Below are 15,653 nucleotides of genomic sequence, written 5' to 3' on the forward strand. Positions count from 1 at the left end.
GTATGATTAACTTGTCGGCTTAGCTGTATTATAACAACAGTTTGAAACTGTATCTGTGATCCGTATCACATTGTTTCAAAATGTTTCCATAACTACACGAGAGCCTCCACCAGCCTGCTCTGCGGGAAGAACAACCAGCTTGCGTGGGAGCCGGGCCCGCAATTCAGGCACATGGCTAATCACACCAACAGATAATTGATCGTGATGCAGCTTTTCTAGCGAGGTAATTACTGTGTCAAGCAGTTCGGGGTCCAACGTTCCAAATCCTTCATCCAGAAAGAAAAATTGTAGAGGGTATTGGCCCCGCAATTGAATTTGAGCCGACAGCGCAAGCGCAAGCGACAAAGAGGTCAGGAACGTTTCGCCGCCGGACAAGGTCGATACCGGACGTTTGACCCCACCGTTGGCATCATCACTAATGACAAAACCACCGCTGGAATCTACTTCTAGCGCATAACGCTGCTTAGTCAGAAAACGTAGGCGGCGTGAAGCGGATTGGCTGACCTGCATGAGCTGCTCTTCGGCAATATATTCAACGAAGGCATTGCCTCGAAAAACAGACTGGAGCTTGGACATTTTTTCTGCCTCGCTACGCAGATGTAAACGATTGGACTCCAGCTCCATCCAGCGGACGTGCCGACGCTGCAAGTCCTCTAAATCACGTTCGGCCTTGGCGCGATTCTGAAGCGCCTCTTCGTCGCGTGCACGGCAATCACGCAGCCTCGCAGTGGTCGTTTTCCACTGTTCCTCTGTTATTGTTGCTCCATTCAACTGCTCTTCGACATGTTTTAAGCGGGAAGACAGCTCCTTCTCCCGTTCTCGGTGCAAATTCACTTCACGCTCATAGCGTGTGGCTTCTTCCGGTCCCAAGCAGCATTCCAAGACCTCTGCTTCCGTAGCAAAAGAGGAAGCTTCCAGACGGATGCCCCAACGGGATGCTGCTGTCTGCCGTCTTTCTTCTGCCGAGTCGGAGGCCTGCCGCGCTATCAGTGAAGCATGAACAGCCTGCTGCTTGCGTTCTTCCGCTTCGGTACGGCGGCGTGCAGCGGCTTCGGCTCCGTTTTTCAGTCCCAACAAGCGTGAGGTCGCTTCTTCCAGCAATGAGGCTGCTTGGCCTTCTCCAACCCACTTTCGGAGCTGTTCTTGCTTTTCACGCAGCAAATCATCTTTACTTTGCAGCCCTGTACGACGGGCAATAATGATTTTGTCCTCCTCGATGATGCTTTGCTGTATCTGCTGTACACGCGCTGCCTTTTCTTCGAGGAAGGTCACGCTCGTCTCCAGTCGGGATCGCAGCTCCTCCGCACGCCGGTCGCGCTCCTGCATGGCGCGATAACGCTCCGCAGCTTGGTCGGGGCCGACATCCGGCAGCTGCGCTGTCCATTCGGCGCGCAGCCCCTCGCTGCGCGTGGTACATGCCTCGCGCTTGCTCCGCGCCTGCGCCAGGGCTGCAACCGCCACTTCCTGCTCAGCGGCTGCACGGATACGCCGCTGCTGTCCGGCGACGTCCGCCTCACGCAGTGCCTGTGCCTCGGCAGGCAGCGTATGCGCACGCGCTGCCAGCTCAGCCGCTGTACGCTCCAGCGCTGCACAGCGCTCCGCCCATACGGCGACACCACGAGGCACAGCAGCCGCAGGCGTAAAAGGCTCGCCCGTGGCGGCAGCGCCGCTGTCTGCGGCGGCGGGCTGCGTCAGCAGGCTGCGCTGCTCGTGCAACTGCTGGCGCAGTGTGAGACGCAGCTCCTGTAAGCCGAGCCGCAGGCGGTGCAGCTCATCCGGCGCAGCGGAATCCGCGCCATGGGCCGCAACAGCGGCAGGCGCGGGGTGATGCAGAGAGCCACACACTGCGCATGGCTCTCCTTCGCGCAGCTCGGCAGCGAGATGCTGCGCGAGACGTCCGAGCTCCTCGGCACGAAGCTCGTGACGCAGCTGCTCCTCCTCGGCAGCCAGTGCCGACACGTCGGCTGTAATTTCCGCATCCAGCGCCAGCAACGCCTCGATGCCTTCAGCCGCCTGTGCAGCAAGGACAGAACGTCGTGTCTCGGTCTCCTGTGTCTCCTGCTCCATTAGCTTTAGACGTTCGTCTGCTAGCGCAAGCCGTTTCTCCTGAGCTAAATACTCCTGTTCAGCTTCACGCCATTGCTCATGCGCTATCTCCAGCTGTTGTAGCCGCTGCACAGCCTCTTGCAGCATACGCCGCTCATCTGCCCGCACTTCATTTTGCTTCAACTCCTGCTGAAGCTCCTGCTGCCGCTTTAAACCTCGTGTCTGTAACTCTTGTTCCTTTGCGAGACCTGCGGCATGCTCTGCAAGGGTTTGTTCGCTATGCGCCAGTTCGGCCGCCAAACGTTCTCTTTCGGTCCACAGCACCTCCGTATCACGTTCCAGTTGAAGTGCCTGCTCCAGTTGGTCGATCCGAAGCAATAGCTTCGGTTCTTCAGCACTGAGTGCTTGTCGCGCCTGCTCATCTGCTTGCACAGATACAAGCGCTGTCTCCGCTGCGGAGGCAGCCTGGACTGCCATCTGTTCAGCATTCTTTTGCCGTTTTTCTGCTTCGGCAACGGCTTCCTTCCAATCTGTCAGTGCAGGCAGCAACGCCTCCGCTGCAGATGCTTGTCGCAGCTTGCGCTCCAGCAAAGCAATGCCTGGTTCCTGTCTTGCCATATCCTCCAGCTCATTCACTCTTTGGCTAAGCTCGATGACCAGTTCCCGTGTTTTGTTCAGCGCCTCCGCTTCCCGTGAAACACGCTCTAGTTCGCGGCGTGAAGCCTCTGCATGGTCCATCGCTTCTTGGAGGCGCAGCTTTACAAGCTCAAGCGCTTCAGCACTCGCATCCCCCAGCCCTTGCTGCTCCGCTTCCAACGACTTCAAGGCGATGTCGTTATCCTTCACACGACGGCTCAGCTTCTGAGCAAGTTGATCTCCGTACTTCTCCAGATGGAACAAACGCTGAAGCATCTGTCTACGTTCACTGCCCTTTAAGGATAAAAATTCCGCAAACTTCCCCTGCGGTAATACGACAGCGCGCGTAAAATCGTCCATTTTCAGGCCGATGTACTCCTCCACACAGCGCGTCACATCCTGTACTTTGTCAGCAAGTACTTCCTCGCCGTCTTCTGTATATGCAATAAAACGGCTAAGCGTATTATTAACCGATACGCCTCCTGGACGTTTGAAACGTCGTTCTACACGGTAACGGCGAGGTCCTTGAGCTGACATTAATTCAAATGTAAATGCTACAGACAGCGTATCCTCGGCATGATTCATGATGCCTTGTGTACCATTCACCGCCCGCTCCACCTTACCGTACATGGCCAACGTAATGGCATCCAGCAATGTTGATTTACCACTACCCGTTGGACCAAAAATTCCGAACAGTCCCGTTTCGGTCAAATCGTCAAAGCGAATTTCCTGCGACTCCCGGTAGCTTTGCAACCCCGCCAGTTTCAGAAGGATCGGTTTCATACTTCATCCTCCTCAGCGTGGTCTCTTGCATCATCCTGTTCTACCAGTTCCAAAAACAACTGTACTAATCCGTCATCCGGCTGTGCTCCGCCCGTCTGTCTTTGGTAAAACGCCCGGAACAACTCATGAACCGGCAGTTCTGAACGTTGCTGTTCCAACTGTGCCGCCGCCATTTCTGGGTACACGGGCCGAATATGAATGATGCCTTCACGGCTTTTGCGCAACCGTTGAATATCTCCCATTGACATCGCTTCATCCAGCGTAATTTCCAGGTCAATAAAGGCATCAGCATCCAGTCCTTCATCCAGCCAGCGATATACTTCCTCCAGACCTCCCCGTGCTCGCCACCTCACTAATGGGCGTCCACTGGTAATATACAGTTCCTCAACCTGTGCTGGCTTGCCGGCAATCACGTCAATTAACGTAACTGATTTGGCTTGTCCAGCTTCGGAAAAGCTATAAGCCAGCGGAGAACCACTATAACGCATCAGCCCATCGCCCTTCACATATTGGGGACGATGCAAATGCCCCAGAGCCGTATACTGCGCTCCAATGCTCAAAGCAGACGGATCTACGGTATAGGCTCCCCCGACCTGAATCGGACGTTCCGAATCCGACTCCAGCCCGCCAAGCACATATATATGGCTCATCGACAAATTAACAGTATCGGGCCGAAACGCTGTACCCAGCTGTGACATCAGCATCCCTACACGACGGCTATATGCCTCGCGTAATATGGTTTCATCCCCGTCTTCAGACAATAGCTCATTCAGACGAGACTCAGACGGATATGGCAAGGCCGCAATACATGCCATTTCGCCCGTTCGCGGTGTACGAACGCGCACTGCTTCCCCATGAGGCAGTCCCAGCAATGTAATTCCACGCCCGCTCACCAGCGGGGTGACCGAGGATACTCTTTCCGGCTGATCATGATTGCCGGCAATGACGACTAGCGGTCTTCCTCCAGCCGTAAGACGAGCAGATGCTTCATAAAACAATTGCTCTGCGGCGGCCGAAGGATTGACTGAGTCGTACACATCCCCAGCCATCATAATCAAATCAGCCTGCTGGTCGTCAGCCATTTTCACCAATTCTTCCAAAAACGCCTCCTGCTCCTTCAGACGGCTTCGACCTTCCAATGTGCGACCCAAATGCCAATCCCCTGTATGCAAAATCCGCATGCTATTCCCCCTCTCCCTATCTATATCACTACAGCTGCACACTCTCTCCAGCTTCTATAAAATACAACCATTTCTCAGCAACCTTTTTGCCTGTAATCTCTTCAATCACACGGGCATACAGCTCCAATTGAAAACGATATTGGTCTGTTAAATGTGACAGCGTACGATATTTGGTTATCCGGTCTGTTTTATAATCCAGCAGCACAAGCCCTTCGGGAGTTTCAAACAAACAGTCAATGATCCCGTTCATCAGCACTTTATCGTCCCGCCCGCTTTCCGTAACTGTCTTCTGTTCTGGCAACACCGCAGGCAAACTGTGGTTCCAGTAATCGGTTGCCCGCATGGTATAAGTAAACGGAAGCTCACGCTGAATACGGGATGAACCCAGCATTCTCTCCCCTAGCTCACTAGAGAAAAACCGTAATATTTTATTCGTATCCAGCGCCTTTGCATGAACATCCAGTAAGATACGTTGATTCAGCAAACGAGCTTTGGTTTCCTCAATAACCTCAGCGCTCAAGACTCCATCTAGGGGCACATGCAGCATCAACGTATGATAGACCGTCCCTCGTTCTGTAGGAGTCAGTCGCTGATTTCCCATAAACTTAGGTCTGCGCAAGTGTAATTGACTGCCCCTAGTGTCAGAATCTTCGCGATCCTCTGGTAAGTCTGCTTGTTGGGAGATAGAAGATAGATTCAGCCAATCATCAGATCCTATCTCCTGCATCTCCAGCCATCTTTTCATCTCTGTGACCGATGTATTGGCTGCTGTCTTGCCCGCCCGTTCATACGGGTAGGTCCAGGAAAGAGCCGCAGCAATATCCGTTTCACTTTCTTCGTCTAATTCGATTAGCTCAACATTTCTCAGTGCTTCTGTTTTCTTTTGGCGTTCTTCGGCCGATACCTCTTCTCCACGATCCGAGTTCACACGAGAGCCAGAAAGTGTTTCTGAGGCTACGATTTTAAATAACCAGTCTGCCCCCGGCATGTGTTCCAGTCTGTGATAATACCCCTCCTGATCCCCTGCCGCTTCCCTCAGCGAAGTTGCAGAAGGATGACGAATCAACGCAGGACCTACCCAGTCCAGATAGCTGCGACCTGCCGCCAGCATATAGTCTGGTAGTACTGTTTCCGCATGTTCCTTGGCACGTGCCCAACCTGCTGCGCGGGAAGCGAGATCCTTCACGGTTCCGGTCATAATCAGCTTTTCACGCGGACGCGTAAGCGCTACGTATAGCACACGCATTTCTTCAGCCAAAAGCTCCAGCTGTGAGCGTCGACGGATCGCTAAATTAGGCAGCGTAGGGTAGCTAACGCGGTTTTGTTCCTCCACATATTTAGGACCAAATCCCAACTCCTTGTGCATAAGAAACGGCGCATTCAGATCCTGCTGATTGAACATTTTTGCCGTCCCGGCAATAAACACGACAGGAAATTCAAGTCCTTTACTTTTATGAATAGTCATAATGCGGACAGCCTGATCGGGTTCAGTCCCCCCGCTGATGGATCCTAAATCACCGCCTCGCTCCCGCAGACGGGAAATAAAGGTCAGGAATCGAAACAAGCCTCGGTTGGACGTAGAAGTCTCATACTGTCTCGCTCGGTCATATAAAGCCCGTAGGTTGCTTTGACGCTGTGAGCCGCCAGGGAGTCCACCCACCCAATCCAGATATCCTGTTTCCTCCAGCACATTCCAAATCAATACACTTAAGCTTCCTTGTCTGGCTTCCTGCCGCCATGCGTCCAAATTACGCAAAAATGAACGTAGTCGGGTAGACAACGTATTCCCGTCATTCCTATGGACTGGGTCAGGTGGAGATAGCGGGTCCTCAGTGAAAAGATCCATCTCCATAACATCAGCAGAGGTCTCTTTTAAACTCTCCTCAACTTGTTCAGTCTCTGCCGCCGCCAGCAATGCATCATAAAACATTCCATCCGGCTTCTCTAGACGAATTTGTGCCAGTTCATCTTCGGTCAAGCCGACAATTGGCGAACGAAGCACGGATGCAAGCGGGATGTCCTGCTGCGGATTATCAATAATGTGCAGCAGGGACAACATTACCTCAACTTCCGTTGCTTTAAAAAAGCCTGTCGTCTGCTCTCCAGAGGCTGGGATGCCCTCAAGCCGCAATTCTTCCACAATTAAGGGAGCCCATACGCTTGCTGAACGAAGCAATATGACAATATCACCGTAGACTGCTGGACGCATCGCTTTTAATCCCTTGTCATAAATCAACAGTGGCTGTCCAGTATCTCCAGTCAGCTCCTTGATCCGTTGAGCGATTGCACGAGCCTCCAACTGAGCCGTTTCAAGCTCCGCAAGCTCGGCCAGCTCACTTTCCTGTAAAGCCGATTCGTCCCCCGTTTCAGACAACTCCGAAACCTCAGAAAGACCACGCCCGCCTTTATCAACTAACATCAGTTCAGGCGCGTATGCAGAAGCAGCGTCCTTCTCTGTCTTCTCTGGGTAGGACGCGCCGTGTACGAGCCAGGCTCGTTCATCGTACTCAATTTCCGCCACACCCACACTCATAATCTGGCGGAACACCAAATTAACCGCATCGACAACTTCCTCCCGACTGCGGAAATTACGCGCCAGATCAATCAAAAAGCCATCTTCCTGTTCCTGCATGCCGTATCGTTGATACTTATTCAAAAACAGCCCTGGCTCTGCCAGCCGAAACCGATAAATACTCTGTTTCACGTCTCCCACCATAAAACGGTTACCCGGTTCCTCGCGCGATACCAGTCTAACGATATCTTCCTGTACGGTATTCGTATCTTGATACTCATCCAGCAGTACCTCGTCGAACTGCGCCTTGTATTCAAGTGCAGCATCGGAAGGTAACAGCTTGTACGGAGTAGATTCGGGGTGTCTTAATATTTTCAAACAATAATGCTCCAAATCCCCGAAATCCACCAGTCCTTTTGACTGCTTGTGCTGTTGAAATCGTTCCCCGAAAGCAATCACAGTCTCCACCAGTTCGTCCATCAGAGGAGCGGTCGCATGCAGTTCCTCCAAATAAGCTTCTGCTCTCCGACCGAACAGGGAAGCCTTCATATCCGTAATCATTTTTTTGGCAGCCTCGCGCAGCGTCTTAACCCGTTCCTGCAATGCAGGCTCGGTTTGATCTTTTTTAACTGGCTTGAGCTTGCCAAAGGATGCTGCTTGAAATTGATCATACAAGGATGCCCACGGCTGTGTCTCGAGCTCTTGCAGTAATTCCTTCACCATCGCCGTATCCTCTTGCAGTGTCATGGCATAGGGTGCAGGACCGCCAGGCTGCATAGCTGTTTCATGCGCCTGTTCCAGCAAACTCGCTGCTCCGCGCAACGAAAGGGCAGCATCCGTCAAAATACTACGAACCCAAGGAGTCTCCCCCAAAGCTGCTACATCCTGTACACGAAATGCTGCTGCCGTCTCGCGCAGCCAATGCTCCGGCCAAGGATGACTTTGAGAAAAATCATACAAACGCTGAACAAGCACATACATGGCATCATCGGTGCGTTCTCCACTAAACCAGTCGACCAGTCTGCGGAATGTGCTGCCTTCATCATGAAGCTCATATTTCTCCTCAAACAGTTCTTCTAAAAGCTCTTGGCGCAGCAATTCTGTTTCATGCTCATTCATAATCCGAAAGCCGGGATCAAGAGGAATGGCCTGATAATGCCTGCGGATGACCTCCATACAAAAAGAGTGAAGCGTCGTAATCGAGGCTCGATTCAACAACGATAGCTGGCGACGTACATGTTCACTTTCCGGTTCCTGTTCCAGCACACGTTCCAGCGCTTCGCGTATCCGTTGACGCATTTCTGCGGCTGCAGCCTTCGTAAAGGTCGCCACCAGTAACCGATCTACACTGAAGCCGAGCTGAGGATCAACAATTTTGCGAATAATACGCTCTACGAGCACCGCTGTTTTACCAGACCCCGCCGCTGCCGCAACCAGCATGTTGTTACCGGATTCCGAAATGGCACGCCACTGATCATCGCTCCACATGCTTCCTTCCGGCTTCGGCAAGCCTTTAGCATTTGACGTGCTTATCATTGCTTCATTCCTCCTTTCCCTTCCTGTGTATGACCCAGCAGATCCCAGACCTGATCCTTGCCCGGTTTCCCCCATTGGTTGTAACCACTGCCTTCCAGACTGTCGTCAAATTGACAAACAGGCTTAAAAGAACAGAAGGTACATGCCGTTTCTTGCTGGATGCGATAAGGTTCAATGGCAACATCGCCTTCCGTCATCCGTGTGCCAATCGTCCGAATATTGTTGCGCACCGACGCTAACAGGCTATCCCACTGTTCAGGCGAAGCAACGGAAGCACTGCTATAAAAACTGCCGTCTGCTTTCACTGCAACAGGTAAAATAGAGGAATATCCTTTATCCAATGCTGTATCCATTTGCCCAACTACATCCCGATCCGCGAGCAATAATCCCTTCATCTTAAAACGTTTCAAGAGCTCCTGACGCGCCTGTTCTGCGCTCAGGCCGTTAGGCGATTGCAGCATCGGATTGTGGACGTGAAAATACAGTGTACCCGCCGGATAAGCAGTCTCGCCCAACCATTCCTCCGCCGCATTCAGCAGCACATCCAGGTAGGTGAGCATTTGCAAAGACAAGCCATAATACACCTCATGCAGTTTAAGATCCTTTTGACTGGACTTATAATCAATGACACGCAAAAGTAATCCTTTTTCTCCTTCTGCCACATCGACACGGTCAATCCGTCCGACAATTTCCATCACCACGCCGTTATCTAACCGGAAGCTTAAGGGAGGAAGCGGCTGACCCGGTCCGAAGTCCAACTCCAGCCCAATCGGCTCAAAGCTACCTCTCCGTGCATGTTCACCCAAAATTAACGAAGCACGGCTCACAATGTCTTTTAACTTGCGCAAAATATAGCCATACCGCTTGGAGCTCATTAAAATCTCGCCTTGCAGGCGAGGAGCAAGACGCTCCACCGTACTTTCCGCCTCTTGGCGACATTCCTCGGTAGTGAGGCTTCCCCAACTGACATTACGTTCACGCAGATTGATCGCCATCTCACCAAGCGCTGCATGGAATAATTGTCCGATATCCGGAGCCTTCAGACGATACATTTGACGTTCCTTCAAACGAAGACCATGAGAGGCAAAGTGAGAAAATGGACATGCGACAAAACGTTCCATCCGAGATACACTGGTACGCAGCTTGCTGCCATACAGACGGCGGCTCGTTTCCTTCTGCATTTCGGCATGATTCTCGTAAAAAAGTGAGGTCAACAACTGACGCAGCTTGTCCTTCTCACGTCCCTGCTGGCTGGCATACCAGTTATATACCTCCCACCAGGGAGATAAAATATCACCGCCACGCCGCCAATGCCGTAATTGCGCAATGAGCTGCGGCAATGCCTCAGACGGATGGGAAGCATACTCCCATTGCGTCGTCCAAGCGTCTTCAGGCAAAGGGTATCCAGCCAGTGGACGTTCATCCAGACCAGGAAGCAGTTGCCGCACATGTCGCACTAACTCCGACGGCAGCAATGGCTTGCCTTCTTCATCAGTCACCGCATAGCTCATCCATAGGCTTTTACCAGCAGAGGTCAGGGCCGTATAAGCGAGAAACCGTTCGTCCAACAGACGTCTTGTCATATCTGGCGCCAGCTCTATACCTTGTTCATTTAATGCCGTACGCTCCTGCTCATTCAGCACCCCATCCTCATGGAACACAGCCGGCATTACACCTTCGTTCATCCCTAGCACAAAGGCATGTTGAATGCCGAATACACGTGTACGGTCCGTATTTCCGACCAGCACCTGATCCAGAGCCGGTGGAACAAGCCCCATACGGAACTCAGCCAATCCCGTTTCCAGCACACCCGCAAACAAAGCAGTGTCCAGTCGCTCATCACCCATCATTTCGACGATTTGATCCAGCAGTTCAAGCACCGCCTCCCATACCTGACGGTGCTCCTTCGCCTGCTCGGGATTTCCAGCTTCTTCTGCCTGATGAATGAAGGCGTCCAGCTTGTGACCGATTTCTGCATCCTCCAGCAACAGATATACAGCTTCGCTCTTCTCAAGCGCCGTTCGTGCCTTACCTATACGCTTCTCAAACGCATGCAAAGGCGTCACAATCACATCTCGGCACAACTCCATCAAATCCAGCGTTTCATCCCGTTGACGGTTCCGTTCCTGTTCCTCCAGCTCCAGCGACAAACTGGGCACAGCCTGCCACGCCCGACCATCTGTCCAACGGCTACCTTGTATTCCGCAGGCCAGCACATAGTTTTCCAGACGGTCCATCTGCTCGCGGCTCACTCGACCGTCCAGCGGCAATAGAAGGTCTGTTTTGACCGCACGAAATACATCCTCGTATCGCCAGCGTCGCTGCACGATATCCAGTGAAGCCCGAATCAATTCCACCAAGGGATGATGAAGTATACTTCTCCGCTGATCCAAAAATACTGGAACCTGATACTGCTTGAATATCGGTTCCACCCATGGCTCATAATCTTCAATATGACGCACAAACAGGGCCATTTCCCGATAACGCGCACCTTCATCGCGGGCCAGACGGCGCATTTCGCGTACGGCTCCTTCCAGCTCGGCACGACGATTTGCCGCAGCATGCAGTTTTATACCCTTAGGTTCTGTACCTGCCCATTGCTCTCGTAGCTGCTGTAGCCCCAGCCGCTGTTCCTGATTCCGCAGCCCTGTGCGATGTTCGAAATTAGCCTCCAAATACGCCAACGCTGGACGTTCCTTAAACCTAGGCATCGGATCGGGGCGTAATAACTGTGTCTGCGTTTCAATCATCAGCTCCTCTGCCATTCCTTTAAGCTTGACGTAGGTAGCCGCTGAAGGATGAAACAAATCCAGCTCATGTGGAAGCTGTCCGCTATCGTAGCTACGGTTACAGGTCAGCGCCACTGTCAGCGAGGAGGCGTGCAGCATAAGCTGCTCCACCACCTTGTATTCATGTGGTGTAAACCTCCGGTAGCCATCCATCCAAATGTCTGCTCCGCGCACGAGGGAAGACTGTGCAATCTGTTCTGTCAGCATGCGAAGCGTATCTTCACCATCGATATATTTAAGCGTCAGCTCCCGTTCAAAATCCTCATAGATTAGACTGATATCCTTGAGCTTGCCTCTTAAAATCGGAGTGGACTCCCCCGCAGCATGCATTCTATCCAGTTGCTCCGGTACAGACCGAGCATCATTTCCGTACTGCTTTAGCTCTGTGAACAACGTATTCAACCGATCCACAAAACCGAGTTGGTCTCCTGAATCTTTAAATAAACTCAGTTCATCCTTGCGACGACGAATAATTTTATATAAAAGCATCTTCTTGCCTTCTTCCGTTACAGGCACCAGTGCTGAACCCCCTGTTTCCTGCATGACTAAATAGGCAAGACGATGGAATCCCATCACCTGGGCGCGCACCGACCCCTGAATACCGTTTCCGACTTCGGTGAGCAACGCATGCTCTGAAGCAAATGACGATTGCTCAGGCACAAGTAACAGCATAGGCTTACCTAGCGGCTCCTCGCGTAACATAGAGGTCATTTCATTACGGATTAACGTGCTTTTACCACTACCAGAGCGGCCAATCAATAAGCGGACCGACATGATGCCGCCTCCTTTCTAACCAACAACATTCTATTAAACAGTATAGCATATCAGGCAAAGGAGAAAAGAACGTACGTTTGCCATGTTGTAGCAATTGGGCTCTTCTCAAAAACAAACAGTCCCGCAGGATGGCTTGGTGCAAGCCTTCTCTACAGGACTGATGTATACTAAAAATGAGTTTGTTTTCACCTATTTATCTTTATCGCCTAATAGTAGATTAACTTTGACAAGGGTATGAAATCTACAGCTGTGTCCGGCTGCGCACCTCAAAGATGGCAAATTTCAAATAATGACCTTCCTCCACACCTAAAATTTGGGGATGGTCCTTCCCTGCCGCTCTCCAATCTACCAGTCGGAGGATTTTGCCGGCATCTGCAGCCGCTTCCTTAATCGTGTCCAAAAACAGCTCCGGCCGCATATGGAACGAACAACTCGCCGTTACCAAATAACCGCCCTCATTGACGAGCTTCATTCCGTGAAGGTTGATATCTTTATATCCACGTGTAGCTCCTTTGACAGCACTCTTCGTTTTGGCAAAAGCCGGCGGATCCAGAATAACTACGTCAAAGGTACGTCCGCCACCCGCAGTCAGCGGCTTAGATGTATCTCCTTTGCCGCCCGCTCGCGCGGTGCGTTCCTCTACACCTTTAACCTGATTACGTAAATATTGAAAAGCATCGTCGACGACAAACTCGACGCGATCCTCAAAACCGTTCAGCTTCACATTATCCCGAGCACTTTCAATCGCATGTTCAGAAATATCAAGACAAGTTACTTTTTTCGCACCATGTTTACACGCATTGAGCGTAAAGCTACCTGTATGTGAAAAACATTCCAATACAGTTGCACCGTCCCAGAATGGGAATTCAACAACCTTACCACTTTTATTCACAGGCTTTATGACCGTTGTGCCGTCATCCCCTGGGTTTGCAGCTACTTCTTGCAACGTAATTCCGCTACGCGCTCCCCAACCTGTCATCAACGGCGCGATGGCCGCACGATTTTCACGCTGGTCAAAGAAATACCCCGTCTTTTGTCCCTCTTCGATATCGACCTTGATTTGTAAGCCATTTTCCGTCACCACCACATGGCGCGGGCAATCGCCGTACAAAGAACCCTTCGTCTGTTCCAACCCTTCCAGCTCACGGATGGATACATCACTACGCTCATATATACCAACTGGCCCCATTACTTCAACAAGTGCATCTCTGATTTCTTCCCTGCGCCGATCCATGCCAAGCGTTAACAGCTGAACGACCAATACATCACCAAAACGGTCTACAATCAGCCCAGGCAAAAAATCAGCCTCGCCGTACACCAAACGATAAGCGTTTCCTCCGGTCACAAAGCGTTCGCGGTGCTCCAAGCAATTGCGGAAACGTTGGGCAAAGAAGCTTTGGTCCATCACTTCTAGCGGCTCATAGGACATCACACGCACTGTAATTTGTGAAGCAGGATTATAGTAACCTGTCGCCAAATAACGCCCCTGATGGTTCAGGATGCTGACCAAGTCACCAGCTTCTGGATCACCCTCAATCTTGGCTATTTCATTTTTAAACACCCAAGGGTGTGCTTGCTCCAGCCTTTTTTTACGGCTACGCTCTAATATTACTGAAGGCAAAATCCTTCACTCCTATTCTTGGATTACTCAAAGTGTTAAAACATTTTGTTCGATAGGGGCGCGGCTCCACCGATTCATTTGGTCTTACGATCGCTGGCGCTTCTCCAGCTTCAAATGAACCGCTTCGCTACTGCCCGCCTATATATCGACGTCACGCTTTAAAAGCTTGTGAAGATACTACAAAATGTTCGTTCCATAAAAAACTGCTCGGCCATGCTTGTCATGGCTGTCCTAGGTAGATCATAGGCTGTTACATAAGTATTCTCATTTTCGCCTAGAAAAGGGGGGGCTAAAGCCGTGTTTATACATGTTATATTGCCGCTGTGCGGTGGGCTGCTTATTTTTTTAGGTGGAATGAAGCTGATGGAAGCTGCCCTCCGGCATTTGGCCGGCCCCTTCCTTACTCGCTGGCTAAACCGGGCTACGGTTTCCCCTTGGCGGGGTATGCTGTTTAGCTCAGGCATTACCGCCCTACTGCAAAGCAGCACCGCCGTAACGGTGCTGACGATCGGACTGGTCAATGCCGGGCTGTTGACCTACGGCCGCACGCTCGGCATCATTCTTGGTACCAATATTGGTACCTGCCTGACAACCGAGCTGATGGGCCTCCAGCTCGGCAAGCTGGCTGCTCCACTGCTATGTGGATCACTGCTATGCTGGGGCACTGCTGTTCTGTGGGGGGAAACGGTCGCTGGCCGTCAGTATGCAGCTGCCGGAGCTTCAGCCACCTCCAATGGGCTTAGCCGCCCACAGGCTGTACAATTTATCAGCCTCGTCTTTGCCGGATTTTCGCTGATTCTCGCAGGTATCCGCGTGATGCAAGCCGTTGGCCCCTGGATTGAGCAAGCCGGACTATTCCGCTGGTTTCTTGATCATGCTGCAGCCAACATGTGGTGGGCCTTCGCTGCTGGAGCCTGCCTAACCGCACTGGTTCACAGCAGCGCAGCTGTCATTGGTATGGCGATTAGCCTGGCTGCTGCGGGTGCCCTGCCAGTTGATGTAGGGATCGCCATCGTCATCGGCTCCAATGTGGGCACCTGCGTGACTGCCCTGATTGCCGCTGTTGGCGGCAGCGTGTCTGGCAAATTTGTGGCCTGGTCCCACGTGCTGCTGAACGTAGGCGGGGCATTGCTCTTTATGCCGTTAATCCCCGGGCTGGATATGGCCGCTTCTTGGATATCTACTGAGCCCGGAGCCAAGGTAGCGCATGCCCAAACCCTGTTTAACGTCATCAGTTCTCTGCTTGCCTTGCCCCTCTGCTATTTACCTGTATGGACTCGTATAGAGGAGCAAGTGTCTTCCCATAGGGTTAAACGTTAATTCCTAGCATAGACAGCGCCTTGCTCAGAATGACATCATTGTTGTCATATCCACCCTGACGCTGGAGACGCCATGCTTCTTCGGGCGTATGCCACGCGACGCCTTTGATTTCTTCTATCTGTGCCTGCAAATTCCCATCCAGTGCCTCTACGAGATAATAATGAACTTCCTTGTCCACTTCCCCATATTCAGGGTGCTGGTACGTATAAGCAATCATATCCACATGCTGAATAATCCGCCCGTTCAGCCCTGTTTCCTCACGAATTTCACGTAGAGCGGTTTGTTCGATTGTTTCACCTGGCTCCATTTTGCCTTTAGCCAGAGATGTCTTGCCATATCGGTCGGTAATCAGCTGAATTTCAAGCTGCTCCCCCTGTTTGCGAAACACTACGCCACCTGCGGAAATTTCCTTTTTTGCTGCCATCCTGTAATCTCCTTTCCTTGCGCAACAAGGA

Annotated in this window: 7 protein-coding genes; 1 reads left to right on the forward strand and 6 read right to left on the reverse strand. The window is 51.8% G+C overall.

The annotated features are described in order from the left end of the window. Window positions 1-75: 75 nt before the first annotated feature. From ACH59B_RS16725 to ACH59B_RS16745, 5 genes are all read right to left on the reverse strand, one after another. The gene (locus ACH59B_RS16725; protein ID WP_404302168.1) at window positions 76-3,465 is read right to left on the reverse strand and encodes an AAA family ATPase; all 3,390 of its coding nucleotides are present in this window, start codon (window positions 3,463-3,465) and stop codon (window positions 76-78) included. After that, a complete protein-coding gene (locus ACH59B_RS16730) occupies window positions 3,462-4,646 on the reverse strand; it encodes an exonuclease SbcCD subunit D (RefSeq protein WP_017428164.1) in 1,185 nt (394 codons plus the stop codon). Before ACH59B_RS16730 ends, ACH59B_RS16725 begins: the two co-directional genes overlap by 4 nt. Window positions 4,647-4,674: 28 nt before the next feature. Continuing rightward, window positions 4,675-8,694 (reverse strand): helicase-exonuclease AddAB subunit AddA, encoded by a 4,020-nt coding sequence (gene addA, locus ACH59B_RS16735; protein WP_017428165.1) that lies wholly within the window; start codon window positions 8,692-8,694, stop codon window positions 4,675-4,677. Next, entirely contained in the window at window positions 8,691-12,257 is a 3,567-nt protein-coding gene (addB, locus tag ACH59B_RS16740; protein ID WP_153794753.1) for a helicase-exonuclease AddAB subunit AddB, read from the reverse strand. The genes addA and addB overlap by 4 nt, the downstream gene beginning before the upstream one ends. Before the next feature lie 241 nt (window positions 12,258-12,498). Further along, on the reverse strand, window positions 12,499-13,878 hold the full coding sequence (locus tag ACH59B_RS16745; protein WP_153794752.1) for a class I SAM-dependent rRNA methyltransferase: 1,380 nt from the start codon (window positions 13,876-13,878) through the stop codon (window positions 12,499-12,501). A 297-nt stretch (window positions 13,879-14,175) separates the two neighbouring features. On the opposite strand from ACH59B_RS16745, the gene ACH59B_RS16750 reads away from it, so the two are divergent. Next, window positions 14,176-15,198, forward strand: coding sequence for a Na/Pi cotransporter family protein (locus ACH59B_RS16750; protein WP_126665842.1), 1,023 nt, complete (start codon window positions 14,176-14,178; stop codon window positions 15,196-15,198). Here ACH59B_RS16750 and ACH59B_RS16755 read toward each other — a convergent pair. Continuing rightward, window positions 15,188-15,622 carry an NUDIX hydrolase gene (locus ACH59B_RS16755; protein ID WP_016821604.1) on the reverse strand — a complete coding sequence of 145 codons (435 nt, stop codon included), beginning with the start codon at window positions 15,620-15,622 and terminating at the stop codon, window positions 15,188-15,190. The two genes, ACH59B_RS16750 and ACH59B_RS16755, sit on opposite strands and share 11 nt — an antisense overlap. Window positions 15,623-15,653: the final 31 nt, after the last annotated feature.

It is taken from the genome of Paenibacillus sp. DP01 (assembly GCF_044784315.1).
In the GTDB taxonomy this organism is placed as follows: domain Bacteria; phylum Bacillota; class Bacilli; order Paenibacillales; family Paenibacillaceae; genus Paenibacillus; species Paenibacillus polymyxa.